General features: G+C 72.1%; 25 protein-coding genes. 15 read left to right on the top strand and 10 right to left on the bottom strand.

The window, feature by feature from the left end:
• Window positions 1-21 precede the first annotated feature (21 nt).
• A complete protein-coding gene (locus tag CLV34_RS10230; RefSeq protein WP_100350300.1) occupies window positions 22-1,800 on the top strand; it encodes a DEDD exonuclease domain-containing protein in 1,779 nt (592 codons plus the stop codon).
• Window positions 1,794-2,075 (top strand): Lrp/AsnC family transcriptional regulator, encoded by a 282-nt coding sequence (locus tag CLV34_RS10225; RefSeq protein ID WP_100350173.1) that lies wholly within the window; start codon window positions 1,794-1,796, stop codon window positions 2,073-2,075. Before CLV34_RS10230 ends, CLV34_RS10225 begins: the two co-directional genes overlap by 7 nt.
• A gap of 46 nt (window positions 2,076-2,121) precedes the next feature.
• On the opposite strand, the gene trpD is transcribed toward CLV34_RS10225, so the two are convergent.
• On the bottom strand, window positions 2,122-3,216 hold the full coding sequence (trpD, locus tag CLV34_RS10220) for an anthranilate phosphoribosyltransferase (protein WP_245859177.1): 1,095 nt from the start codon (window positions 3,214-3,216) through the stop codon (window positions 2,122-2,124).
• Between the two features lie 274 nt (window positions 3,217-3,490).
• On the opposite strand from trpD, the gene ctaE reads away from it, so the two are divergent.
• The 5 genes from ctaE (at window position 3,491) to CLV34_RS10195 (ending at window position 8,431) form a co-directional block, all read left to right on the top strand.
• Complete coding sequence (gene ctaE, locus CLV34_RS10215; RefSeq protein ID WP_100350172.1) at window positions 3,491-4,126, top strand: aa3-type cytochrome oxidase subunit III; 636 nt, start codon at window positions 3,491-3,493, stop codon at window positions 4,124-4,126.
• An 85-nt stretch (window positions 4,127-4,211) separates the two neighbouring features.
• The gene (qcrC, locus tag CLV34_RS10210; protein WP_100350171.1) at window positions 4,212-4,991 is read left to right on the top strand and encodes a cytochrome bc1 complex diheme cytochrome c subunit; all 780 of its coding nucleotides are present in this window, start codon (window positions 4,212-4,214) and stop codon (window positions 4,989-4,991) included.
• Window positions 4,988-6,016, top strand: coding sequence for a cytochrome bc1 complex Rieske iron-sulfur subunit (gene qcrA, locus CLV34_RS10205; protein ID WP_100350170.1), 1,029 nt, complete (start codon window positions 4,988-4,990; stop codon window positions 6,014-6,016). The genes qcrC and qcrA overlap by 4 nt, the downstream gene beginning before the upstream one ends.
• Window positions 6,013-7,710 carry a cytochrome bc1 complex cytochrome b subunit gene (gene qcrB / locus CLV34_RS10200; RefSeq protein WP_100350169.1) on the top strand — a complete coding sequence of 566 codons (1,698 nt, stop codon included), beginning with the start codon at window positions 6,013-6,015 and terminating at the stop codon, window positions 7,708-7,710. Before qcrA ends, qcrB begins: the two co-directional genes overlap by 4 nt.
• A gap of 100 nt (window positions 7,711-7,810) precedes the next feature.
• The gene (locus CLV34_RS10195; RefSeq protein WP_100350168.1) at window positions 7,811-8,431 is read left to right on the top strand and encodes a superoxide dismutase; all 621 of its coding nucleotides are present in this window, start codon (window positions 7,811-7,813) and stop codon (window positions 8,429-8,431) included.
• A gap of 391 nt (window positions 8,432-8,822) precedes the next feature.
• Here CLV34_RS10195 and CLV34_RS10190 read toward each other — a convergent pair whose 3' ends face one another.
• The 3 genes from CLV34_RS10190 to ctaC are packed head-to-tail and all read right to left on the bottom strand — an operon-like array spanning window position 8,823 to window position 11,946.
• A complete protein-coding gene (locus CLV34_RS10190; protein WP_100350167.1) occupies window positions 8,823-9,221 on the bottom strand; it encodes a cytochrome c oxidase subunit 4 in 399 nt (132 codons plus the stop codon).
• Window positions 9,218-11,029 (bottom strand): aa3-type cytochrome oxidase subunit I, encoded by a 1,812-nt coding sequence (ctaD, locus tag CLV34_RS10185; RefSeq protein WP_100350166.1) that lies wholly within the window; start codon window positions 11,027-11,029, stop codon window positions 9,218-9,220. The genes CLV34_RS10190 and ctaD overlap by 4 nt, the downstream gene beginning before the upstream one ends.
• Entirely contained in the window at window positions 11,029-11,946 is a 918-nt protein-coding gene (ctaC, locus tag CLV34_RS10180; protein WP_170044647.1) for an aa3-type cytochrome oxidase subunit II, read from the bottom strand. Before ctaC ends, ctaD begins: the two co-directional genes overlap by 1 nt.
• Window positions 11,947-12,222: 276 nt before the next feature.
• Between ctaC and CLV34_RS10175 the strand changes: the two genes are divergently transcribed.
• Window positions 12,223-13,365, top strand: a complete 1,143-nt coding sequence (locus tag CLV34_RS10175) for a cysteine desulfurase family protein (RefSeq protein WP_100350165.1) — start codon at window positions 12,223-12,225, stop codon at window positions 13,363-13,365.
• Complete coding sequence (locus CLV34_RS10170; protein ID WP_100350164.1) at window positions 13,362-13,619, top strand: sulfurtransferase TusA family protein; 258 nt, start codon at window positions 13,362-13,364, stop codon at window positions 13,617-13,619. The genes CLV34_RS10175 and CLV34_RS10170 overlap by 4 nt, the downstream gene beginning before the upstream one ends.
• Window positions 13,620-13,684: 65 nt before the next feature.
• Here the strand turns inward: CLV34_RS10170 and erpA are convergent, their stop codons facing one another.
• The gene (gene erpA / locus CLV34_RS10165) at window positions 13,685-14,035 is read right to left on the bottom strand and encodes an iron-sulfur cluster insertion protein ErpA (RefSeq protein WP_100350163.1); all 351 of its coding nucleotides are present in this window, start codon (window positions 14,033-14,035) and stop codon (window positions 13,685-13,687) included.
• 187 nt (window positions 14,036-14,222) lie between these two features.
• On the opposite strand from erpA, the gene nadA reads away from it, so the two are divergent.
• From nadA to CLV34_RS10150, 3 genes are all read left to right on the top strand, one after another.
• The gene (gene nadA, locus CLV34_RS10160) at window positions 14,223-15,401 is read left to right on the top strand and encodes a quinolinate synthase NadA (protein WP_100350162.1); all 1,179 of its coding nucleotides are present in this window, start codon (window positions 14,223-14,225) and stop codon (window positions 15,399-15,401) included.
• Window positions 15,402-15,473: 72 nt separating this feature from the next.
• On the top strand, window positions 15,474-16,010 hold the full coding sequence (locus tag CLV34_RS10155) for an acyl-CoA thioesterase (protein WP_100350161.1): 537 nt from the start codon (window positions 15,474-15,476) through the stop codon (window positions 16,008-16,010).
• A gap of 116 nt (window positions 16,011-16,126) precedes the next feature.
• Window positions 16,127-16,738 carry a DUF3043 domain-containing protein gene (locus CLV34_RS10150; protein ID WP_245859168.1) on the top strand — a complete coding sequence of 204 codons (612 nt, stop codon included), beginning with the start codon at window positions 16,127-16,129 and terminating at the stop codon, window positions 16,736-16,738.
• 33 nt (window positions 16,739-16,771) lie between these two features.
• Here the strand turns inward: CLV34_RS10150 and CLV34_RS10145 are convergent, their stop codons facing one another.
• The 4 genes from CLV34_RS10145 to CLV34_RS10130 are packed head-to-tail and all read right to left on the bottom strand — an operon-like array spanning window position 16,772 to window position 18,887.
• Complete coding sequence (locus CLV34_RS10145) at window positions 16,772-16,981, bottom strand: hypothetical protein (protein WP_100350160.1); 210 nt, start codon at window positions 16,979-16,981, stop codon at window positions 16,772-16,774.
• Window positions 16,978-18,072: a quinone-dependent dihydroorotate dehydrogenase gene (locus CLV34_RS10140; RefSeq protein ID WP_100350159.1), complete on the bottom strand. Its 1,095-nt coding sequence runs from the start codon at window positions 18,070-18,072 to the stop codon at window positions 16,978-16,980. The genes CLV34_RS10145 and CLV34_RS10140 overlap by 4 nt, the downstream gene beginning before the upstream one ends.
• Window positions 18,069-18,497 carry a hypothetical protein gene (locus tag CLV34_RS10135; protein WP_100350158.1) on the bottom strand — a complete coding sequence of 143 codons (429 nt, stop codon included), beginning with the start codon at window positions 18,495-18,497 and terminating at the stop codon, window positions 18,069-18,071. The genes CLV34_RS10140 and CLV34_RS10135 overlap by 4 nt, the downstream gene beginning before the upstream one ends.
• A gap of 33 nt (window positions 18,498-18,530) precedes the next feature.
• Window positions 18,531-18,887, bottom strand: a complete 357-nt coding sequence (locus CLV34_RS10130) for a hypothetical protein (protein WP_100350157.1) — start codon at window positions 18,885-18,887, stop codon at window positions 18,531-18,533.
• Window positions 18,888-18,944: 57 nt separating this feature from the next.
• Here CLV34_RS10130 and CLV34_RS10125 point away from each other — a divergent pair, with 57 nt between their 5' ends.
• Complete coding sequence (locus CLV34_RS10125) at window positions 18,945-20,408, top strand: leucyl aminopeptidase (protein WP_100350156.1); 1,464 nt, start codon at window positions 18,945-18,947, stop codon at window positions 20,406-20,408.
• Between the two features lie 51 nt (window positions 20,409-20,459).
• Here the strand turns inward: CLV34_RS10125 and CLV34_RS10120 are convergent, their stop codons facing one another.
• A complete protein-coding gene (locus CLV34_RS10120; RefSeq protein WP_100350155.1) occupies window positions 20,460-20,816 on the bottom strand; it encodes an oxidoreductase in 357 nt (118 codons plus the stop codon).
• Between the two features lie 123 nt (window positions 20,817-20,939).
• On the opposite strand from CLV34_RS10120, the gene lpdA reads away from it, so the two are divergent.
• Together lpdA and sucB are read left to right on the top strand one after the other, a co-directional pair.
• Window positions 20,940-22,346: a dihydrolipoyl dehydrogenase gene (gene lpdA / locus CLV34_RS10115; protein ID WP_100350154.1), complete on the top strand. Its 1,407-nt coding sequence runs from the start codon at window positions 20,940-20,942 to the stop codon at window positions 22,344-22,346.
• 25 nt (window positions 22,347-22,371) lie between these two features.
• The gene (gene sucB, locus CLV34_RS10110) at window positions 22,372-24,156 is read left to right on the top strand and encodes a 2-oxoglutarate dehydrogenase, E2 component, dihydrolipoamide succinyltransferase (protein WP_100350153.1); all 1,785 of its coding nucleotides are present in this window, start codon (window positions 22,372-22,374) and stop codon (window positions 24,154-24,156) included.
• The last annotated feature ends 57 nt before the right edge of the window (window positions 24,157-24,213 follow it).

The raw sequence follows: 24,213 nt of genomic DNA, 5'->3' as shown, positions 1-24,213 counted from the left end.
GCGCCGCCTAGCGTGCCCGTCATGCCGATGGTCCCGACGAGCTACCAGCCCACCCTCGACGACCTCGGCACCCCGCTGGCCGACGTGACGTTCGTCGTCGTGGACCTGGAGACCACGGGAGCGGCGGTCGGCGACAGCGGCATCACCGAGATCGGCGCTGTCAAGGTCCGCGGCGGGGAGATCCTCGGCGAGTTCCAGACCCTGGTCGACCCCGGGCGGCCCGTGCCGGCGTTCATCGCCCGGCTCACGGGGATCACGACGGCGATGGTGCAGGGCGCTCCGCGGATCGAGGCCGTCCTGCCGGCGTTCCTGGAGTTCGCGCGCGGCAGCGTCCTCGTGGCGCACAACGCCCCGTTCGACGTCGGGTTCCTCAAGGCCGCCGCTCGAGCGCACGGGTACGCGTGGCCGGGTTTCCAGGTGGTCGACACGGTGCCGCTGGCGCGCCGCGTGGTGACGCGCGAGGAGGCGCCCAACCACAAGCTGTCGACGCTCGCCGCCCTCTTCCGGGCCACCGTGACGCCCGAGCACCGGGCGCTGGCCGACGCCCGCGCCACCGTCGACGTGCTGCACGCGCTGCTCGAGCGGCACGCCGCCTTCGGTGTCACCCATCTCGAGGACCTCGCGAACGCCACCGACCCCGTGCCCGTCGAGGTCCGGCGCAAGCGGCACCTCGCCGACGGGCTGCCCGAGGGGCCCGGCGTCTACCTGTTCCACGCTCCGGACGGCGAGGTGCTGTACGTCGGCACGTCCACGAACGTCCGCAAGCGAGTCCGGCAGTACTTCACCGCGGCCGAGAAGCGGCGGCGCATCACCGAGATGGTCCGCATCGCGTCGTCCGTGTCCGTCGTGCCGTGCGGCACCACCCTCGAGGCGCAGGTCCGCGAGCTGCGGCTCATCGCCCAGCACGAGCCGCGGTACAACCGGCGCTCGCGCCACCCCGAGCGGATGACCTGGGTCCGGCTCACCAGCGAGCCGTTCCCCCGCCTGTCGGTCGTGCGCGAGGTCCGCCCCGAGAGCGACGGCCGCACCGAGGCGCACGTCGGGCCGTTCGCCTCGCGCTCGCAGGCGCTCGCCGCCGTCGACGCCGTCCACGAGGCCCTCCCGCTGCGGCAGTGCGCGCGCCGCCTGCCCGCCACGGCCGGCCCGGGAGCGTCGTCGTGCGTGCTGCTCGACCTCGGCCGCTGCGCCGGGCCGTGCGTGGACACCGGCTCCGCGGTGCGCGCGGAGTACGACGCCGTCGTCGGCCGGGTGCGCGACGCCCTCGTGGTCGACCCCTCCCCCGTGGTCGACGCGCTGTCTGAGCGCCTCGCCGTGCTGTCCGCGGACGAGCGCTACGAGCAGGCGCAGGACGTCGCCGCGCGGCTCGAGGCGTTCCTCGCGGGGGCGCACCGCACGGTCCGGGTCGGCGCGCTCGCCCGCTGTCGCGAGCTCGTCGCCGCCCGGCCGGTCCCGGGCGGGTGGGAGCTCGTCGTCGTCCGGCACGCGCGGCTCGCGGCCACGTGCACCACGCGTCCGGGCGAGGATCCCGTGCGCGCGGTCCGCACGCTCGTGGCCGTCGCCGAGCACGTCGACGCGCCGCACGCTCCGGCGCCCGCGTGCCACCCGCACGAGGCCGAGATCGTGCTGGCGTGGCTGGACCAGGCCGACGTGCGGCTCGTCGAGGTGACCGACCCGCTGTCGTGCCCGGTCGGCGCCGGCTCGCCCGACCGGCACCTCGCTCGCGCAGCCGTCCGCGTCGCGGCCTACGATCGGGCCGACCGGAACGAACCGTCCCAGACCTCGGAGACCGCACCATGCTGACCGCGATCGTGCTCATCGACACCGCCCCCGACGTGATCCCGGAGGTGGCGGCGACGCTCGCCGGGCTCGCCGGCGTGAGCGAGGTCTACTCCGTGACCGGTCGGGCCGACCTCGTCGCGATCGTCCGGGTCACCGACCACGACCGGTTCGCGGACGTCATCGCCGACGGCATCTCGAAGGTGCGCGGCGTGGTGCGCACCGAGACGCTGCTCGCGTTCCGGGCCTACTCGCCCGCGCAGCTCGACCAGGCGTTCGCGATCGGGCTCGAGGACTGACCCGGCCCGACTCAGCCCGACCCGACCCGGTGCGACCGGGCGCGGCTCAGCGCTGCGACGCCGCGACCCACCGCCCGAGCGCCGCGGTGGCCGCGCCCGAGTCGACGCTGTGCACGGCGATCTCGATGCCCGCGGTGAGACGCTCGGCGAGCGAGCCCTCCGCGGTGCCCGGCCGGGTGCCGTCGGCGACGAGCGCGGCGGCGGCGTTGAGCAGGACGGTCTCGCGCACGGGACCGACCGCGCCGGCCAGGACGTCGCGCGCCACGCCGGCGTTGTAGGCGGCGTCGGCGCCGCGCAGGTCCTCGACCGTGACCCGGGGCAGACCCAGGTCGGCGACGGCGTCCAGCACGGACTCCGTGACGACGCCGTCGCGCACCTCCCAGATGCGCGAGGGTGCCGTCGCGGCGAGCTCGTCGAGCCCGTCCTCGCCGCGGAACAGCAGGGCGGACGTGCCGCGGCCCGCGAGCACGCCCGCCATCAGCCCGGCCATCCGGGCGTCGGCGACGCCGATGGCGGTGGCGCGCGGCTGGGCCGGGTTCGTCAGCGGTCCGAGGAAGTTGAACGCGGTCGCGATCGCCAGCTCGGAGCGCGCGACGGCGGAGTGCCGGAAGCCCGGGTGGAAGACCTGCGCGAAGCAGAAGGTGATCCCGACCTCGTCGGCGAGCTCCGCGACGCGCTCGGCCGGCTGGTCGAGCCGGATGCCGAGGGCTTCCAGCACGTCGGCCGATCCCGACGACGACGAGGCGGCACGGTTGCCATGCTTGACGACCCGCACGCCGGCGCCCGCCAGCACGACGGCAGCCATGGTCGAGATGTTGACGGTGTGGGCGCGGTCGCCCCCGGTCCCGACGATGTCGACGGACGGGCCCGCGACCGAGAACCGGTGCGCGTGCGCGAGCATCGTGTCCGCCAGGCCGGCCAGCTCGTCGACCGTCTCGCCCTTGGCGCGCAGGGCGACGAGGAAGCTCGCGAGGCGGACGGGCGAGACGGTCCCGGTCATGACCTGTTCCATGACCCACGCGGTCTGGGCGGTGGTCAGGTCCTGGCGCGCGACGAGAGCGGTGAGGAGATCGGGCCAGGTGGGGTCCGCGATCGCCGGGGCCGCCTGGGGGCGGCCGGGGACAGGGGGGACGGGCGGCACGCTCACACCGACTCCTCGCGACGGGCGCGGCGACGGCTTCGCCGCAGACCGCCCCATCATGGCAGGGCCGTCCCGCGGCGGCGGCACTCGCTCGCGATACGGACACGGGGCCGCGGCCGGGCGGTCGAGAACGTCCTCGTTTGGTGACACCTTCGCGAGTTCCGTCAGAAGATGCACGAAGGAGTCGCAGAATATGAAGGAAGTGTGACATTCGACAGGCCGGGAAGGCCCGCTCAGTGACCACGACCCGCCCTCGGTCGGCAATAATGTTCGCGTGTCGACCGCAACGGCTGCCCCCCGCCCTCACGTCAGCGTGAACCGTCCCAACCCTGTCCAGGTGGGGACGATCGTCTGGCTCGCGAGCGAGCTCATGTTCTTCGCCGGCCTCTTCGCCATGTACTTCACCGTCAAGTCGGTGATGCCGGCGAGCGAGTGGGCCGCACAGTCGGACAAGCTCAACGTGCCCTTCTCCGCCGTGAACACGACGATCCTCGTGCTCTCGTCCTTCACCTGCCAGGCCGGTACCCACGCCGCCGAGCACTTCCGCGCCCGCCGCACCGGCTCGCTGTGGAACGTCAAGCGCTGGGGCATGGTCGAGTGGATGACCGTCACCTACATCATGGGTGGCCTCTTCATCGCCGGGCAGGTCACCGAGTACGCCGACCTCGTCGAGCAGGGTCTGTCGATCCACTCGAGCGCCTACGGCTCGGTGTTCTACCTGGCGACCGGCTTCCACGGCCTCCACGTCCTCGGCGGACTCTTCGCCTTCCTGTTCCTGCTGGGCCGCACGTTCTCCGCGAAGCGGTTCGGCCATCACGAGGCGACGTCGGCCATCGTCATCTCGTACTACTGGCACTTCGTCGACGTGGTGTGGGTGGCGCTGTTCAGCATCATCTACCTGCTGCGTTGACGCGACGCGCTCCCAGCGCACCCCTCGCGGCAATGGCGCCGCACGACAACCCGAACATCCCCCCACCGCGAGACGAGGATCACCCGTGAAGGCACTCGCCGCCCGCAGGCACCACCGGTCCGCACCGGTCGTGCTGCTGCTGCTGGCGCTGCTGGTCACTGGCGGCGTCTATGCCGTCCTCGCGCCGAGCCAGGCGCGAGCGGACACCGCCAGCACGCAGGACATCGAGACCGGCAAGAAGCTGTTCCAGGCCAACTGCGCCACCTGTCACGGGCTCGACGCCCAGGGCACCGAGACCGCGCCGTCGCTCATCGGCGTCGGTGCCGCGTCCGTGGACTTCCAGGTGTCGACGGGCCGCATGCCCGCCGAGATCAACGGACCGCAGGCCCAGGTCAAGCCCCGCCAGTTCGACGACGACGAGACCGCGGCGCTGGCCGCGTACGTCGCCTCGCTGGGTGCCGGGCCGGCCATCCCGACCGACGAGCAGGTCGACCCCGCGAAGGGCAACCCGGCGACCGGGGCGGACATCTTCCGCACCAACTGCGCCATGTGCCACAACGCGGTCGGCGCCGGCGGCGCCCTCTCCGAGGGCAAGTACGCGCCGTCCCTGTTCAAGACGTCGCCGCGCAACATCTACCAGGCGATGCTCACCGGCCCGCAGTCCATGCCGGTGTTCAACGACGCCAACATCACCCCCGACGAGAAGCGCGACGTCATCGCGTACCTCGTCGCCCAGCGTGACGGCTCGCCCGGCGGCGCGACCCTCGGGTCGCTCGGCGCCGTCTCGGAGGGCATCTGGGCCTGGATCGTCGGAATCGGCCTCCTCGTGGGCGCCGCGGTGTGGATCGGAGCGAAGTCCTCGTGAGCGAGAGCAAGACGGACGTCACCGTCCACCCCGACGCGGAGCACCCGGAGAAGTTCTCCGACCCGGGCCTGCCGTCGCACCGTCCGCGCCAGGCGGACATCGACCCGAAGGCGGACAAGCGCGCCGAGCGCCAGGTCGTCGTCCTCTTCCTGCTGTCGGTCATCGGCACGATCGTCGCCCTCTGGGCGTACTTCGCGGTCCGTCCCGACGGCACCACCGGCGGCGTCCGCACCTCGACCCTGACGCTCGGCATCGCGATCTTCTTCGCGCTCGCCGGCATCGGCATCGGCGCCATCCACTGGGCCAAGACGCTCATGAACGACCACGAGATGGTGGAGGAGCGTCACCAGGCCCGCACGACGGGTGAGACGCGCGAGATCGCCGTCAAGAAGCTCCAGGACGGCATCAAGGACTCGGGCATCGGCCGACGCGGCGTGCTCAAGGGTGTCGTCGTCTCGGCGCTCGCGCTGTTCCCGCTGACCATCGCCGTGCCGCTCATCAGCTCGGTCGGTGGCGACTGGGACGTCAGCAAGTTCCGCGACACGCTCTGGAAGAAGGGCACCCGCCTGACGTACGACCCCACGGGCCGTCCGATCAAGGCGTCCGACGTCACCCTCGGGTCTGCTGTGCACGTCATCCCGGAGGTCACCGAGGAGTACCGCACCACCGACGAGTGGATCACCGAGAAGGCCAAGGCCGTCGTGCTGATGGTCCGCCTCGACCCGCGTGACCTCAACCCGCCGGCCAAGCAGGCCGGCTGGGACTACGACGGCATCGTCGCGTTCTCGAAGATCTGCACGCACGTGGGCTGCCCCGTGGCCCTCTACGAGCAGCAGACGCACCACCTGCTGTGCCCCTGCCACCAGTCGACCTTCGACGTCGCGCACGGCGCCAAGGTCGTCTTCGGTCCTGCCAAGCGACCGCTGCCGCAGCTGCCGATCACTGTCGACGCCGACGGCTATCTCGTCGCGCGCGACGGCTTCGACGAGCCCGTCGGCCCGAGCTACTGGGAGCGCCTCAAGTGACCACCACGCTGAACCCGGAGCCGACGACCCTGGTCGGCAAGTCGGCCGACTACCTCGACCAGCGCACGGGCGTCGGGCACGCCGTCAAGGAGTTCGCCCGCAAGATCTTCCCCGACCACTGGTCGTTCCTGCTGGGCGAGGTCGCGCTCTACTCGTTCGTCGTCCTGCTCATCACCGGCACGTTCCTGACGATGTTCTTCGTCCCCAGCATGAGCCTGTCGGTGTACGACGGTCACCCGGAGACCATGAACGGTCTCCTGATGTCGGACGCGTTCAAGTCGACGCTGCACATCTCGTTCGACGTCCGCGGCGGCCTGCTCATGCGGCAGATCCACCACTGGGCGGCCCTCGTCTTCGTGGCGTCCCTCGTGACGCACATGATGCGCGTGTTCTTCACGGGTGCGTTCCGCAAGCCTCGCGAGCTCAACTGGCTCGTGGGCTTCTCGCTCATGGTCCTGAGCCTGCTCGCCGGCTTCACGGGCTACTCGCTCCCGGACGACGTCCTGTCGGGCAACGGCATCGCGATCGCCAACGGCGTCGTGAAGTCGATCCCGATCATCGGCTCGTACATGAGCTACTTCATCTTCGGTGGCGAGTTCCCGGGCGACCAGATCATCCCGCGCCTGTTCACGCTGCACATCCTGCTGATCCCGGCGATCATCCTGGCCCTCATCGGGCTGCACCTGATGTTCGTCGTGGTGCACAAGCACACCCAGTACCCGGGTGGTGGCCGCAAGGAGATGAACGTCGTCGGCTACCCGGTGTTCCCGGTGTACGCCGCCAAGGCCGGTGGCTTCTTCTTCGTGGTGTTCGCCGTCCTCACGCTCATGGGCGCGACGATGACGATCAACGCCATCTGGAACTACGGTCCGTTCGACCCCTCCCCCGTGTCCGCCGGTGCCCAGCCGGACTGGTACATGCTGTTCCTCGAGGGTTCGCTGCGACTCATGCCGGGGCAGGCGGAGTTCGTGTCGTGGGGCGACTACACGTGGTCGCTCAACGTCCTGGTCCCCGCGGTCGTCGTGCCGGGCATCCTCTTCACGTTCCTCGCCCTGTACCCGTTCATCGAGGCCAAGGTGAAGGGCGACACGGAGGAGCACCACCTGCTCGACCGTCCGCGCAACGTCCCCACCCGCACGGGACTCGGGGTCGCGTTCCTCACCGCGTTCGTCGTCCTGGCGTTCGCCGGGTCGAACGACCTCATCGCCACGCACTTCCGGCTGTCGATCAACGAGATCACCTGGATCTTCCGCGTGCTGATCTTCGTGGGTCCGTGGTTCGCGTTCTGGGTCACCCGGCGCATCTGCCTCGGACTGCAGCGCAAGGACCGCGAGCTGGTCCTCCACGGCCACGAGACGGGTCGCATCGTCCGGTTCGCGTCCGGCGAGTACATCGAGGTGCACCGGCCGCTCGACGAGCAGGAGCGGTGGGTGCGCGTCAGCTACACGGCGAACAAGCCCCTCGAGCTTCCTGCCCCGACGGGCCCGAAGGGCACCAAGGACCGCAAGTACAAGAGCGCGAAGCGCTGGGCCCGCCTCTCGCGGTTCTTCTACGAGGACCGCGTCGAGCCGGTCACCCCGGCCGAGCTCTCCGCCGCGCACTCGCACGGCGAGCACGACGCCCTGCCCGGGGGCGAGGAGCACGCTGCCGTGACGTCCGTCCACTCGACGGACGCCGGCGAGCGAGCGCACTGACTTCCCCGCAGAGTAGGTACATGGCCCGCCCCCACCTCCGCCCGACCTCGCGTCGGACGGTCGTGCGGGCGGGCCTCACCACATAGGAGGTAAGGAAAGCATGGCTGTCTACACCCTGCCCGAGCTCCCCTACGACTACGCGGCGCTCGAGCCGCACGTGTCGGGTCGGATCATGGAGCTCCACCACGACAAGCACCACCAGGCGTACGTCACGGGGGCCAACACCGCCCTCGAGAAGCTCGCCGAGGCGCGCGAGGCCGGCGACCTGGCGGCCGTCAACCTGCACGAGAAGAACCTGGCGTTCAACCTGGGTGGCCACGTCAACCACTCGGTGTTCTGGCAGAACCTCTCCCCCGAGGGCGGCGAGCCGGCGGGTGACCTCGCCGCGGCGATCGACGAGGACTTCGGCTCCTTCGAGGCGTTCAAGAAGCACTTCGCGGCCACGGCTGCGGGCGTGCAGGGCTCGGGCTGGTCCATCCTCGCCTGGGACTCGATCGGCCAGAAGCTCATCATCGTGCAGCTCTACGACCAGCAGGGCAACATCGCTCTCGGTCTCGTCCCGATCGTCGTGCTCGACGTCTGGGAGCACGCGTACTACCTCGACTACCAGAACGTGCGCGCGGACTACGTCACCGCCTGGTGGAACATCGTCAACTGGGCCGACGCGGGCGCACGCTTCGACCGCGCACGCACCCAGACCGCGGGGCTCATCGTCCCGTGACGTCGGCCGGCCACAGCGGGTGAGTACCGCTGAGGGGCGCGCACGCACCAACGAAGAGGGCCTCGTCCGGCATTCCGCCGGGCGGGGCCCTCTTCGCCATTCCGGTCGGCGCACGCGGACGCCACGCGCCTCCAGCTGCCCAGGGACGGCACGGCGTGGCGCGCGCGGCACGTCCTTGGAGCCTGTCGACACGGCTCAGGGCACGCAGGGCTTGCAGGCTCCAACCTCTCCGCGCTGCGGTGGTCCACGACGATGGCGGGTTGCCCCGGGGCACGGCCGGCCGTCCGTGGGACGGCCGGGAACGACAGAACGGCCGGCCCACCGAGGTGGACCGGCCGTTCCGGGACGGTGTGCGAGGACGACGTCTGCTGAGCGTCAGCGCACGGAGAAGTCAGTGCGCGTGCTGACCGCGCGAGTACTCGAAGACCCACCCGATGAGCGAGATGATGCCGAGCGTCACACCGATCCCGACGAGCCACCAGCCGACCGCGAGGCCGAGGAAGGTCAGCGCCGCGGAGACGCTGATCGCGAGCGGCCACCAGCTCCAGGGGGCGTACACGCCCTGGTCGCCCGCACCCTCGTCGATCTCGGCGAACGGGTTGTCCTCCGGGCGCGGGTCGATGCGACGCGCCGTGAGGGCGAGGTAGCCGCCGATCATCGCGACGAGCGCGGCGACCAGGAAGATCCCGACGGTGCCGACCGGCTCGCCACCGCTCCACACGGTGTAGACCACACCGGCGAGGATGAAGAACGGGGTGCCGAGCAGGAAGATCTTCGACTCGAGCTTCACTTCTTGTCCTCCTCGGTGAGGTTGGCGGAGCCACCCTCGGCCGCACGACGGTCGTTCTCGGGCTGCGTCCCGGCCACACGCTCGGCCGTAGCCTGCGCGTGACCGCGACGGTCCGCCTCGCCGTACACCTGGGCCACGGGGCTCGGGTGGACGTCAGGGTGGTCCATCGCCGCGACCTCGGGGTGGTGCAGGTCGAAGGCGGGGCGCTCCGAGCGGATGCGCGGCAGCGAGGTGAAGTTGTGGCGCGGAGGCGGGCAGGACGTCGCCCACTCGAGCGACATGCCGTAGCCCCACGGGTCGTCCACGGTCACCCGGGGCGCGTTGCGCCACGTCGTGTAGACGTTCCACATGAAGGGCAGCATCGACGCGGCGAGGACGAACGACCCGATCGTCGAGAGCTGGTTCATCCAGGTGAACCCGTCCTGCGGCGAGTAGTCCGCGTACCGGCGCGGCATGCCGATGACGCCGAGCCAGTGCTGCACGAGGAACGTCGTGTGGAACCCGATGAACAGCAGCCAGAAGTGCCACTTACCGAGCCGCTCGTTGAGCATGCGACCCGTCATCTTGGGCCACCAGAAGTAGAAGCCCGCGAACATCGCGAAGACCACGGTCCCGAACACCACGTAGTGGAAGTGCGCCACCACGAAGTACGAGTCGGAAAGGTGGAAGTCCAGCGCCGGGCTCGACAGGATGATGCCGGTCAGACCACCGAAGAGGAAGGTCACGAGGAACCCGATCGCCCACAGCATGGGCGTGTCGAACGTCAGCTTTCCTCGCCACATCGTGCCGATCCAGTTGAAGAACTTCACGCCCGTCGGGACGGCGATGAACATCGTCATGAGCGAGAAGAACGGCAGCAGGACCGCGCCGGTCACGTACATGTGGTGCGCCCACACCGTCACGGACAGCGCCGCGATGGCGATCGTCGCGTACACGAGGCCCTTGTAGCCGAACACCGGCTTGCGGCTGAACACCGGCAGGATCTCGGTGATGATGCCGAAGAACGGCAGCGCGATGATGTAGACCTCGGGGTGCCCGAAGAACCAGAAGAGGTGCTGCCAGAGCACCGCTCCCCCGTTCTCGGGGTTGAACACCTGCGCGCCGAGCCGTCGGTCCGCACCGAGCGCGAAGAGCGCGGCAGCGAGGGGCGGGAAGGCCATCAGCACGAGGATGCTCGTCACGAGCGCGTTCCACGTGAAGATCGGCATGCGGAACATCGTCATGCCGGGGGCGCGCATGGTCAGGATCGTGGTGATGAAGTTGACGCCACCGAGGATCGTGCCGAAGCCGGAGAGCGCGAGCCCGAAGACCCACATGTCGCCACCCATGCCGGGCGAGAACGTCGTGTCCGACAGCGGCGCGTACGCCGTCCACCCGAACGACGCCGCACCCTGCGGGGTGAGGAAGCCGGCGACCGCGATCGTGGAGCCGAACAGGTAGAACCAGTACGCCACCATGTTCAGACGCGGGAACGCGACGTCGGGGGCGCCGATCTGCAGCGGCATGATCACGTTCGTGAAGCCCGCGAACAGCGGGGTCGCGAACATGAGCAGCATGATCGTGCCGTGCATCGTGAAGAGCTGGTTGTACTGCTCACGGCTCTGCACGACCTGCAGCCCGGGCTCGAAGAGCTCGGCGCGGATCAGCAGCGCCAGCACGCCACCGATGAGGAAGAACACGAACGACGAGATGAGGTACAGGTACCCGATCGTCTTGTGGTCGGTCGAGGTGATCCACTTGATGACGGTGCGCCCGAGGCTCTGACGGTTCGTCGCCAGCCCGGGGATCGTCTCGGCTTGGGCGGCCATCAGTGCGTCTCGCTTTCCGTCGGCGCCGACTCGGCCGCGTTCTCGTCGCGGTTGTACTCGTCGGACAGCTGACCCTCGTTGCCCTGGGCCTTGAGGTCGGCCATGTGCTTGTCGAACTCGTCCGGCGACACGACCTTCACGTTGAAGAGCATGCTCGAGTGCCACTCGCCGCAGAGCTCGGCGCACTTGCCGGCGTACGTGCCCTCGCGCAGCGGCTTGAACTCGAAGGTGTTCGGGTGACCCGGGATCGCGTCCTCCTTGTAGAGGAACGCCGGGACCCAGAAGGAGTGGGCGACGTCGCGCGACGTCAGCGTGAACTTCACGTTCTCGCCTGCCGGGAGCCACAGGGTCGGGAACGCCTTGTCGGTGCCGGGTGCGCCGTCGACCAGGTCGTCCTTGGTGATGCCACCGACGTCCTGCGCGTGCACGCCCGCCTCGTAGACGTTCGCGTCCGGGTAGTTGAAGTCCCAGCTCCACTGCTTCGCGACGACGGAGATGTTCACGTCGGCGGGCGCGGAGGTGTCCTGGATCTTGGTGACGTCGCGGTCCGTGAAGAAGAACAGGACGAGCACCATGACGATCGGGACGACCGTGTACATGATCTCGAGAGGCATGTGGTACCGGACCTGCACAGGCAGGGCCTCGTCGCCCTTGCGCTTGCGGTAGGCCGCGATGCACCAGAGCATCAGGCCCCAGGTCACGATGCCGACGGCCAGCGCAGCGATCCAGGAACCGTTCCACAGGTGCGTGATGCGGTCGGTCTGGTTCGTCACGGGACCGCCGTCGTCGTACCCGGGCAGGAAGCCTCGTTTGACGGTGTCGCTCGAGCAGCCGGACGTCAGCAGGAGCACCGCGCCGGCGAGGGCCGTCACGGTGAGCAGCTGCCGCGTGCGGCGGCGGGGGGTGTGCGAGTGCAAGGGGGGCCTTTCACGTCACGTCAGCGGCCGGTCCGGTGTCGCTCACCGTTCCTCCGCAGGACCTTCGTTCTCGACACACGCAGCCTAGCGCGCGAACGGGTGTGCGAGCGCGCGGCGCCCGCGGGCACAGGAGGGCAAATCGCCCTCGCACGTCGGACGATCCCGGGGAAACCGCCCGTCTTGGCGTTCTTGCTGTCGACGTCGTGAAATCTGTCAGATCGATACCCTTCCTCCACGCGCGAGAGGCGACGGGCGAGCCCCGTCTAGGGTGACGGTGTGACCGACACCACGCCCCGGACCTGGCTCGACGCCGGTGGTAGCGCGCGACCCCATCCCGTCGCCCTGCAGGCGTCCGCGCAGGCCCTCGCCGACGGCTGGGCCGACCCCCGACGCCTCGGCGCCGAGGGTCGGCGCGCGCGCGCGATGCTCGACGCGTCGCGCGCCGCGGTGGCCGAGGTCGTCGGCGCCCGCACCGAGGAGGTGCACCTCGCGCCCTCGCACACCGCGGCCCTGCACGCGGCCGTCGCCGCCGTGGCCGCCGGGCGCCGGCGCGTCGGGACGCGCGTCGTCCTGGCCCCGGTCGAGCGCGCCGCCGTGCTGCACGCGGTCGACCACGTCGGCCTCGAGCGTGTGCTCGCGCCCGTCGGAACCACCGGTGCGACCGACCCGGCACGGTTCGCCGCGCTCGTCCGGACGGACGGCGTCGCGCTGGCCGCCCTCCAGCACGCCAACGGCGAGGTCGGCACGTTGCAGCCGGTCGACGAGGTCCACGCGGCCGCGCGCGCCGTCGGCGTGCCCCTGCTCGTCGACGCCGGCGCGTCCGCCGGACACGTCCCGCTCGGGGACGCCTGGGACGTCCTCGCCCTCGACCCCGCGGACTGGGGCGGCCTGCCGGGCGCCGGGGTGCTCGTCGTCCGCCGCGGCGTGCGCTGGCGCCCGACGTGGCCCGAGGACGAGGACGGCTGGTTCCCGGGCGGGGTGCCGGTGCCCGCGGCGTTCGCCGCCGCGGCGTCGCTCCAGGCCGTCGAGGCGGACCGCGCGGCGCAGGACGCGAGGCGCCGCGAGCTCGTCGAGCACCTGCGGCGCGAGGTCGTCGCCCGGGTCCCGGACGTCGAGGTGGTCGGCGACCCGGACGACCGGCTCCCCCACGTCCTGACGTTCTCGTGCCTCTACGTCGACGGGGAGGCTCTCCTCACCGAGCTCGACCGGGCGGGGTTCGCGGTCGGGTCGGGGTCGGCGTGCACGTCCGGGGCGCTCGAGCCGTCGCACGTGCTCGCGGCGATGGGTGTGCTCACGCACGGGAACGTGCGGGTCGTGCTCGGCCGGGAGGTCGACCGCGACGACGTCGACCGGTTCCTGGCGGTGCTCCCCGGTGCGGTCGCGCGCGTGCGCAGCACGCTCGGGGCGGACGGCCTGTGAGCGCGGACGAGGCGCCCGCCGTGGTGGACGCCCGCGGGCTGCGCTGCCCGCTGCCGGTCGTCCGGCTGGCCGCAGCCGCGCGCGACGCCGCGCCCGGGACCCTGCTCCAGGTGTGGTCGACCGACCCCGCGGCCGCCCTCGACGTCCCCGCGTGGGCCCGGATGCGCGGCCACCGGCTCGTCGACGTCGACGCTCGGACCGGGGACGACGACGCCGCGGACGAGTGGCGCGTCACGGTCCGGGTAGGACCCTGACGTTCCGCTCGTCCGCGGCGTCGCGTGCCGGCGGTCGTGCGCCGGCGGGTGTGCTGCGAGCAGGCTCAGCTGAAGGAGCCGCCGCACGCGCAGGCGCTGCCCGCGTTCGGGTTGTCGATCGTGAAGCCCTGCTTCTCGATCGTGTCGGCGAAGTCGATCGTCGCGCCGTCGAGGTAGGGGACGCTCATCTTGTCCACGACGACCTCGACGCCGTCGTAGTCGCGCAGCGCGTCGCCGTCGAGCACGCGCTCGTCGAAGTACAGCTGGTAGATCAGGCCCGAGCAGCCGCCGGGCTGCACGGCGACCCGGAGGCGCAGGTCGTCACGGCCCTCCTGCTCGAGGAGGCTGCGGACCTTGTCCGCGGCGAAGTCGGTCAGGTTGACGCCGTGGGTGGCGACCTCGGTGGTCTCGCTCATGTGTTGGCTCCCGCTGCTCGGGTGGGCTCGCGCCCCGTTGCTCGTCGTGCACGTCAGACGGACCGCCCGTGGCGGCCACCGGTTCCAACGTGGAACGGCACCGTGGTGTTCCCACCAGGTCCTCACGCGGCCCGACGACGTCCGGACGTCCCTGCCCAGCGTACGCCCGTCGTGCGATGATCCAGCGGTGAGCTCACTCCTGGACACGTTCGTCGAGCCGGCCGCCTCCCCCCTCCTCCTGCTGGGTCAGGGCCGCGACCTCGCCTCCGAGCGCGGCGTCGAGTGCGCGGGCGCGCTGCCCGCTGCGAGCGACCCCGACCTCGTGGAGCGGGCCCGCGCGGCGCGCGACGCTCTCGGCGACCGGGCGTTCGTCCTCGGCCACCACTACCAGCGCGACGAGGTGATCCGCTTCGCGGACGTCACGGGCGACTCGTTCAAGCTCGCGCGCGAGGCGGCGGCACGTCCCGACGCCGAGTTCGTCATCTTCTGCGGCGTCCACTTCATGGCGGAGTCCGCCGACATCCTGACGTCGGACGCGCAGCGCGTCGTCCTGCCGGACCTCGCGGCCGGCTGCTCGATGGCGGACATGGCGGCGATCCACCAGGTCGAGGACGCGTGGGACACCCTCGCCGACCTCGGCATCGCGGACCGGACCGTCCCGGTGACCTACATGAACTCGAGCGCCGCGATCAAGGCGTTCACCGGGCGGCACGGCGGGACGGTCTGCACGTCGTCGAACGCGGACGTCGCGCTGCGGTGGGCCTTCGAGCAGGGCGAGAAGGTCCTGTTCCTGCCGGACCAGCACCTCGGACGGAACACGGCGGTGCTGCGGCTCGGCATCCCGCTCGACGAGTGCGTCGTCTACGACCCCCGCAAGCCGCTCGGCGGCCTGTCCGAGCAGCAGCTCCGGGACGCCCGGATGATCCTGTGGCGTGGGCACTGCTCGGTGCACGGCCGGTTCTCCGAGCGCAACGTCTCCGACGTCCGTGCCGCGGTGCCGGGCGTGACGGTCATGGTGCACCCCGAGTGCAAGCACGAGGTCGTGACGGCCGCCGACAGGGTGGGCTCGACGGAGTACATCATCCAGGCGCTCGACGCGGCCGAGCCCGGCTCGAGCTGGGCGATCGGCACCGAGCTCAACCTCGTGCGGCGGCTGGCCGCGCAGCACCCCGAGCTGTCGGTGCACTACCTGGACTCGACGGTCTGCTTCTGCTCGACCATGAACCGCATCGACCTGCCGCACCTCGTGTGGACGATGGAGCAGCTCGTCGCCGGGCGGACGGTCAACCAGATCGTCGTCGATCCCGACGACGCGCACTTCGCCCGTGTGGCCCTCGACCAGATGCTGGCGCTGCCCGGCCTCTGACCGGCCTGCGACCGGCCTCCGACCGACCCAGGTGTCCGGTACCGCGGGTCGCAGGCACGTAGCCTCGAGCCCGTGACCCGTCAGCTCCAGCTCACCTGGGCGTCCGTGCGCGGACGTCGCCCGGACCCGTCCGTCCCCGTCCTCGGGCCGTCCGTCACGCGGATGCGCGTGCACCCGGGCGACCTCGACTTCTACCGGCACGTCAACAACGGCACGTACCTGCAGATGATGGACGTCGCCCGGTCGAACTACCTCGCCGACCTCGGCGCCCTGAGCGCGTTGCGCGAGCGCGGCTGGTACCCCGTGGTCGCTGCGTCGACCATGAAGTACCGACGGTCGCTGCGGCTGTGGGAACGCTTCACCATCACGACGCGGCTCGTGGGCTGGGACGACCGCGTCGTCTACCTCGAGCAGGTGTTCCACCGCGGGGACGACCTGGCCGCGCGCGGCTGGGTGGCCGGACGCTTCCTGGCACGCGACGGCTCCCGCGTCGCCGCACCGGACGTGGTCGCGTTCCTCGCCGAGCACCACGGCACCACGGTCGACCAGCCCGTCCTCGCGCCCGAGATGCACGCCTGGGCGTCGTCGGTCGACGTCGCCGCCCGCTGACGGGCGGGAGCGGCGCACGGCGCGACGTCCCGCGCGCACAGGACCGGCACCGTCCCGGCACACCCGGGGCACGGCACGCGGCCGGAGGCTCCCCGCGACTCGACTACCCTGGGAACGTGGCACTCCTCCGCAAGAACAACGACAAGCCGCCGGCCCTGACCCAGGAGCCGGACGTCGTCGTCGACGACTCCACGGTCAGCACCGGCAGCGCCGGCAAGGGCAAGGCGACACCCAAGCGCCGCGACGCCGAGGCCGCCAACAAGCGCCCGCTCGTGCCGTCGGACCGGAAGGCCGCGGCGCGCGACGCGCGCGACAAGTCCCGCGCCGACCGCGCCCGCGCCTACCAGGGCCAGAAGGCCGGCGACGAGCGCTACCTCGCCGCCAAGGACAAGGGCGCCGACCGCCGCTACGTGCGCGACCACGTCGACGCCCGCTGGAACCTCGGCGAGTTCTTCCTCCCCGTGGCGCTCGTGCTCTTCGTCACGATGCTGTTCGCCGGGGGGTCGACCTACGCGAGCGTGTACACGCTCGTGGCCCTGTACTCGCTCGTGATCGTCGCGATCTTCGACACCTTCTTGATGTGGCGCGGGCTGCGCAAGCGCCTCAAGGCGAAGTTCGGCGAGGTCCGCAAGGGCACCGTCATGTACGCCTCGCTGCGCGCCTTCCAGATCCGGCGCGCGCGCCTGCCCAAGCCGGCCCACAAGAAGCACGGCGTCTACCCCGAGTAGCCCGCAGGGCTCCCGGGCCTCGCAGCATCCGCCTCAGGGCATCTCGAGCGGGACCGCGGGCGCCGCAGGCTCCCCGTCGTGCAGGACCGTCGCGACCGCGACGCCCTGTGCGGCGAGGACCCGCCACATCTCCCCGAGCCACAGCTCGGCGTCGTGCTGGTTGGTGAAGAGCGGGCTCGCGGGCTCGGCGACGTCGCCGCCGTCCGCCCCCACGAACCGCCAGGTCCACTGCGGCCGGATCATGCGCCACCCTCCTCACCGGCGCGCTCGGCAACCGGCTGCTTCGGTCGTGCCGTCAGGGCACGGTTGATCCGCGACGCCCAGAACGGGCCCTCGTAGATGAAGGCCGTGTAGCCCTGCAGCAGGTCTGCGCCCGCCGCGAGGTACGCCCGCGCGTCGTCGACGGTCGTGATGCCGCCGACCCCGATGATGACGGGTCCTTGGCCGAGGCGCTCCCGCAACCGCCGGACGACCTCGACGCCGCGCGGCAGCAGCGGGGGCCCGGACAGCCCACCGGGGCCCCGGTCGTGCCCGATCGTCGTGTTGACGGCGACCATCCCGTCGAGCCCGAGGTCGAGAGCGAGGTCCGCGACGGCGTCCACGTCGTCGTCGGCGAGGTCCGGTGCGATCTTGACCAGGAGGGGGATCCGGGCGATCCGCGCGGCACGGGTGGCCTCGTCCGCCGCCTCGCGCACCGCCTCCAGGATGGGGCGCAGCGCGTCGACCGACTGGAGGTCGCGCAGGCCCGGCGTGTTCGGGGACGACACGTTGACCACGAGGTAGTCGGCGTGCGGCGCCAGCAGGCGCGCGCTCGTGGCGTAGTCTTCCGCCGCGTCCTCGGGCGCCGTCACCTTCGTCTTGCCGATGTTCGCGCCCACGAGGACCGCGCGGCCGCCCGAGGTCCGACGCAGCCGGGCGAGCCGGTCCGCCGCCGCCGCCGCGCCCTCGTTGTTGAAGCCCATCCGGTTGCGGATGCCCCGCACGTCCAGCTCGCGCCACAGGCGCGGCTTCTCGTTGCCGGGCTGCGCGTGCGCCGTCACCGTCCCGATCTCGACGAACGAGAACCCGATCGTCGCGAGGCCGCGGGCGGCCTTCGCGTCCTTGTCGAACCCGCCCGCGAGGCCCAGCGGCGCCGGGAACGACCGCCCCAGCACCTGCACCGACCCCGGACCGCGGGTCGTCGTCTCCGCGAACGGCGCCAGCACGCGCCGGGCGAGGCCGCGCGCACCGGGTGTCCGGCCCAGCAGCCCGATCACGGGGAACGCAAGGTGGTGCGCTGCCTCCGGGTCCATCCGGCGGAAGCCGTGCTGGAACAGGAACGGGTAGACCTTCATGCGTCCTCCTGCGTGTCTCGAGCTACCGGTGCCGGGCGCGTGTGCCACAGCCACCACAGGCCCACGAACGGGAGCACGAGCGGCACGTACCCGTACCCCTGCCCGAAGCCGGACCAGACCGTCGCGTCGGGGAACGCGTCCGGGTCGACCAGCGACGCCGTCCCGACGGCGAGCACACCCACGAGCTCGACCGAGCAGGCGGCCCACGCGACCGGCCGCCACGCGCCGCCGCGCCACAGCGCCACCGTCGCCACGACGTAGACGACGCCCGCGAACAGCGACAGGGCGTACGCGAGCGGCGCCTCGCTGCCGTGCGTCGCGAGCTGGTAGCCGGCACGGGCGGTCGCGGCGAGCGCGAGCACCCCGTAGACGCCGACGAGCAGGCGGCCGGGGCCGCTGCGCGTCTCACCGGGGACGGGTGGCATGTCGTGTCCTTCCTGGACGGCGGTGGGGGTGCGTCACGTCTGCCACACCTGCACCAGGCGGAGCTGGAGGAACACGATCGTGATCGCCGCGGCGAGCAGCACGACCGAGCTCCAGCGGGTCCGCTCGGCGAAGGCGAGCAGCGCGGCGAACGGCAGGATCACGAGCGACGCGAGCACGTAGCCCCAGAAGAGGCCGGGCGACCCGGTCGTGGTGCCCGTCGCGAGCAGCACGCCCGCGACCACGCCCTGGACCACGAGCAGACCCTCGACGACCGCGGCGCCGAACAGCTGGCGCAGGATCACCGCGCGGTCCTTCGCGACGAACCATCCCGCCCAGCCCGCGAGCGCCAGCGCGGCGACGGCCACGAGCACGGTGAGGGGGACGGTCACGGGCCGCAAGCCTACCGGCCGCAGGCCTGCGACCCGGCCGGGGATAGCATCGAGCGCGTGACAGAGCTGATCCTCTCCCCCACCCTTCCCACCGACACCGCACCGACCGACGTGCTCGTCGTCGGCGTCGTCCCGACGGACGACGGTCCGCGCCTGGCCGGCACGACCGCGCCCGAGCTGGAGCCGCTGACGGCGCTCCTCGAGCCCCTGGGCGCCACCGGCGCCGCGGGCCAGACGCTGCGCGTCCCCGCGCCGGCCGGTGTCGCCGCGGGTGTCGTCCTCCTCGTCGGCGTGGGCCGCGACGCGGACGACGCCGAGGCGCTGCGCCGTGCCGCCGGCACCGCGGTCCGCACGCTCGCGGGCACCGCGGACGTCGCGCTGGCGCTCCCGTCGACCGGTGTGCACGCCGCCGCCGTGCTCGAGGGCGCGGCACTCGGCGCGTACGCGTTCACGCGCTACCGCTCGGACGAGCAGAAGCCCGCTGTGGCGCGGGTCATGGTCGTGACGCCCGACGCCGACGACGCCGTGACGGTCGCCGCGGCGTCGCGTGCCCGCGTCCTCGCGCAGTCCGTGCACCTGGTGCGCGACCTCGTGAACGCCAGCCCGAACCACCTGTTCCCCGCGTCGTTCGCGGACGTCGCGGTCGAGGAGGCGGCCGGCGCGGGCGTCGAGGTCACGGTCCTCGACGACGACGCGCTGCGCGCGGGCGGCTACGGCGGCCTCGTGGGCGTGGGCCAGGGTTCGGAGCGCGGGCCGCGCCTCGTGCGCCTCGCCTACCGGCCGGAGGGTGCGACGGCGTCCGTCGCGCTCGTCGGCAAGGGCATCACGTTCGACTCGGGCGGCATCTCGATCAAGCCCGCCGCGGGCATGGACGCCATGAAGTCCGACATGGCGGGCGCTGCCGCCGTGCTCGGCACGGTCGTCGCCGCCGCACGGCTCGAGGTCCCCGTGGCCGTCACGGGCTGGCTCTGCCTCGCCGAGAACCTGCCGTCCGGCACGGCGCAGCGGCCCGGCGACGTCGTCGCGATCCGCGGCGGCAAGACCGTCGAGGTGCTCAACACCGACGCCGAGGGGCGTCTCGTCATGGCGGACGGGCTCGTCGCGGCGCTCGAGGAGGAGCCCGACGTCGTGCTCGACGTCGCGACCCTCACGGGCGCGCAGATGGTCGCCCTCGGTCGCCGGGTCTCCGCCGTGATGGGCACCGACGAGGTCCGCGACGAGGTCGTGGCCGCGGCGGGCGCCGCGGGCGAGGAGTTCTGGCCGATGCCGTTGCCCACCGAGCTGCGCGAGGGCCTGTCGTCGAAGGTCGCGGACATCGCCAACGTGTCCGAGCGCTGGGGCGGGATGCTCACCGCCGGGATCTTCCTGCAGGAGTTCACCCGCTCGGCGCCGTGGGCGCACCTCGACATCGCCGGCCCGGCGTTCAACGAGAAGGCGCCGTTCGGCTACACGCCCGCGGGCGGCACCGGCGTGGCCGTCCGCACGCTCCTCGCGTTCTGCGAGGCCCGCGCGGGCCGCTGAGCCGACCCTGCCGCGTGCCGGGCGGCGCGAGAGCCCTCCGTGTGAGGAGTCTCACGCCTGCCCGGTGCGCCGGCCCGCGCGCTGCCGCGAGTTCCAGTCGCGCATGCGCTGCGGGTAGCCCGTGCGGCGGGCGTCGTAGACGGGGATGCCGAGCGAGTCCGCGAGCGACCGGGCCGCCCGCTCGTCCGGCACCCGGCGCCGGGTCCACTCCCCCGTGGTCGCGACCAACAGCATGGTCATCGCCGTGGCGTTCGTCGGCGGTTCCAGGAACGCCTCCACCCCCACGCGGGTGCGCACGAACTCTTCGAAGTGCGCGGTCGTCGCGCGACGGGCGTCGTCCTGGGAGGGCGCGACCTGCGGCGCGCTCGGCTCGGACGAGCGGGAGAACAGGCGACGCAGCCGGGACATGGTGGTTAGCGTAGCGACGTCGCGCCGATTGGGGTCGACGTAACGATGGTGTCAAGATGGGGCGTGGCCCGACCCGGGCCCGCACCCTGACGGAAGAACCCTGACGGAAGATCGGAGCAGCACGTGGCGCCCACCCCCGACGACACGTTCGACGTGGTCGTGCTGGGAGCCGGGAGCGGGGGCTACGCAGCAGCGCTGCGGGCCGCGCAGCTCGGTCTGACCGTCGCCCTCGTCGAAGAGGGGAAGGTCGGCGGCACCTGCCTGCACTCCGGGTGCATCCCCACCAAGGCGCTGCTGCACGCGGCCGAGCTGGCCGACGGTGCGCGCGAGGGTGCACGGTTCGGCGTCCGGTCCACGTTCGAGGGCATCGACATGGCGGCCGTCGCCGCCTACAAGGACGGTGTGGTCGCGGGCCTCTTCAAGGGGCTCGAGGGCCTCGTCTCGTCGCGCGGCATCACGGTCGTCCGCGGGCACGGGCGGCTCGTCGGCCCCGACACCGTCGAGGTGCGCGCCGCCCACGGAGCCGAGGCGCCCGCCCGGCTCGTCGGCCGCCACGTCGTCGTCGCCACCGGTTCGTTCCCCCGCACGCTCCCCGGACTCGAGATCGGGGGGCGTGTCGTCACGTCGGAGCAGGCGCTGCGGCTCGACACCGTGCCCCGGTCCGTCATCGTGCTCGGCGGCGGCGTCATCGGCGTCGAGTTCGCGAGCGTGTGGCGGTCGTTCGGCGCCGAGGTGCACGTCGTCGAGGCGCTCGACCACCTCGTCCCCGCCGAGGACGACGCGCTGTCCAAGGCCCTCGAGCGGGCGTTCCGCAAGCGCGGCATCCGCTTCACCCTCGGCGACCGGTTCGAGAAGGTCGCCGAGGACGACTCAGGCGTGCACGTCCGGCTCGCGTCCGGCGCCACGCTCGACGCCGACCTGCTGCTCGTCGCCGTGGGCCGCGGACCGCGGACCGCAGGCATCGGCCTCGAGGAGCAGGGCGTCACGCTCGACCGAGGGTTCGTGGTCGTCGACGAGCGCCTGCACACGGGCGTCGGGAACGTCTGGGCCGTCGGCGACGTCGTACCCGGGCTCCAGCTCGCGCACCGCGGGTTCGCGCAGGGCATCGCGGTGGCCGAGCGCATCGCCGGGCTCACCCCGGCGCCCCTCGACGAGGCCACCGTCCCGCGCGTCACCTACAGCGACCCCGAGGTGGCGTCGGTCGGCCTGACCGAGCGTGCCGCCGTCGAGCAGCACGGCGCGGACGGCGTCGAGACGCTCGAGTACAACCTGGCCGGCAACGGCCGCAGCAAGATCCTCGGCACCCAGGGGTTCGTCAAGCTGGTGCGCCGCAAGGACGGTCCCGTCCTCGGGGTGCACATGATCGGGGCACGCGTCGGCGAGCTCGTCGGGGAGGCCCAGCTCGTCGTGAGCTGGGACGCCTACCCCGAGGACGTCGCCGCGCTGGTCCACGCACATCCCACGCAGAACGAGGCGCTCGGCGAGGCTCACCTCGCCCTGGCCGGCAAGCCTCTGCACGCGCACAACTGAAAGCAACGAAGGAGACCTTCAGGTCATGTCTGAAAATGTGCAGATGCCGGCTCTCGGCGAGTCCGTCACCGAAGGCACCGTCACGCGCTGGCTGAAGCAGGTCGGCGACACCGTGGCCGTCGACGAGCCGCTGCTCGAGGTCTCGACCGACAAGGTCGACACCGAGATCCCGTCGCCCGTCGCGGGCACCCTCGAGCAGATCCTCGTCCAGGAGGACGAGACCGTCGAGGTCGGCACCACCCTCGCCGTCGTCGGTGACGGCTCGGGTGCAGGCGCGTCGTCGGACGCTCCCGCCGAGGAGACCGCCGAGGAGAGCGCCCCCGCGGAGCAGTCCGCCCCGGCGCAGGAGGCACCCGCCGAGGCGCCCGAGGCCCCGGCACCCGCCGCCTCCTCCGAGCAGCCGTCCGACGGCGAGCAGATCACGCTGCCCGCCCTGGGCGAGTCGGTCACCGAGGGCACCGTGACCCGCTGGCTCAAGCAGGTCGGCGACACCGTCGAGGTCGACGAGCCGCTCCTCGAGGTCTCGACCGACAAGGTCGACACCGAGGTCCCGTCGCCCGTCTCGGGGACCGTGCAGCAGATCCTCGTCCAGGAGGACGAGACCGTCGCCGTCGGCACCGTGCTCGCCGTCGTCGGCTCGGGCGCCGCCCCTGCCGCGCAGGCCGCACCGGCGCAGGAGGCTCCCGCGCAGGAGGCTCCTGCCCAGGAGGCGCCCGCCGAGCAGCCCGCCCCGGCGGCCCCGGCCGCTCCCGCCCAGGAGGCTCCGGCCGAGGAGGCCCCCGCCCCCTCGCCCGAGCCCGCGTCGGTCCAGGAGCCGGCCGCTCCCGCCGCACCGGCGAGCGCCCCCGCCGCGCCCGCTCAGTCGTCCGGCGGCAAGTCGTACCTCACGCCGCTGGTCCGCAAGCTCGCCGCCGACAAGGGCGTCGACCTGTCGTCCGTCACGGGCACGGGCGTCGGCGGACGCATCCGCAAGGAGGACGTCCTCGAGGCCGCACGTCAGGCCGAGGAGGCCACGTCGTCGACCGCAGCGGCAGCCCCGGCTCCCGCTGCCGCGCCGGCAGCGCCGAAGGCCGCCGCGCTCGAGCCGTCGCCGCTGCGCGGCACGACCGAGAAGGCCAGCCGCCTGCGCAAGATCATCGCCGAGCGCATGGTCGACGCCCTCAACACGCAGGCGCAGCTCACCACGGTCGTCGAGGTCGACGTCACCCGCGTCGCGGCGCTGCGCACCAAGGCGAAGGAGTCGTTCAAGGCGCGCGAGGGCGCGAACCTCACGTTCCTGCCGTTCTTCACGCTCGCGGCCGTCGAGGCGCTCAAGGCGTACCCGAAGGTCAACGCGTCGTTCGACGGCGAGACCATCACGTACCCCGCCCAGGAGAACGTCGGCATCGCCGTCGACACCCCGCGCGGTCTCCTGGTGCCGGTCATCAAGGACGCCGGCGACCTGAACCTCGGTGGCATCGCCCGCAAGATCGGCGACCTCGCGGCGCGCACCCGCGACAACAAGGTCGGCCCGGACGAGCTGGCCGGCGGCACCTTCACGATCACGAACACCGGGTCGGGCGGCGCGCTCATCGACACGCCGATCGTGCCCGGCGGCACGTCGGCGATCCTCGGTACCGGCACGATCGTCAAGCGGCCCGCGGTCATCAAGGACGCGGACGGCAACGACGTCATCGCGGTGCGGTCGATGTGCTACATCTTCTTGTCCTACGACCACCGCCTGGTCGACGGCGCGGACGCGGCACGCTTCCTCACCGCGATCAAGGCGCGCATCGAGGACGGCGCGTTCGAGGCCGAGGTCGGCCTCTGACAGTCCCCCGGTGAAGGCCGCCACCGCGGCTCTCTCCCCCACGGCCCCGCCCGGAGC

This window comes from Luteimicrobium subarcticum, from assembly GCF_002798015.1.
GTDB lineage: Bacteria > Actinomycetota > Actinomycetes > Actinomycetales > Cellulomonadaceae > Luteimicrobium > Luteimicrobium subarcticum.
Note: the sequence above shows the minus strand (reverse complement) of the source record. Positions and strands in the feature narration are given on the sequence as shown.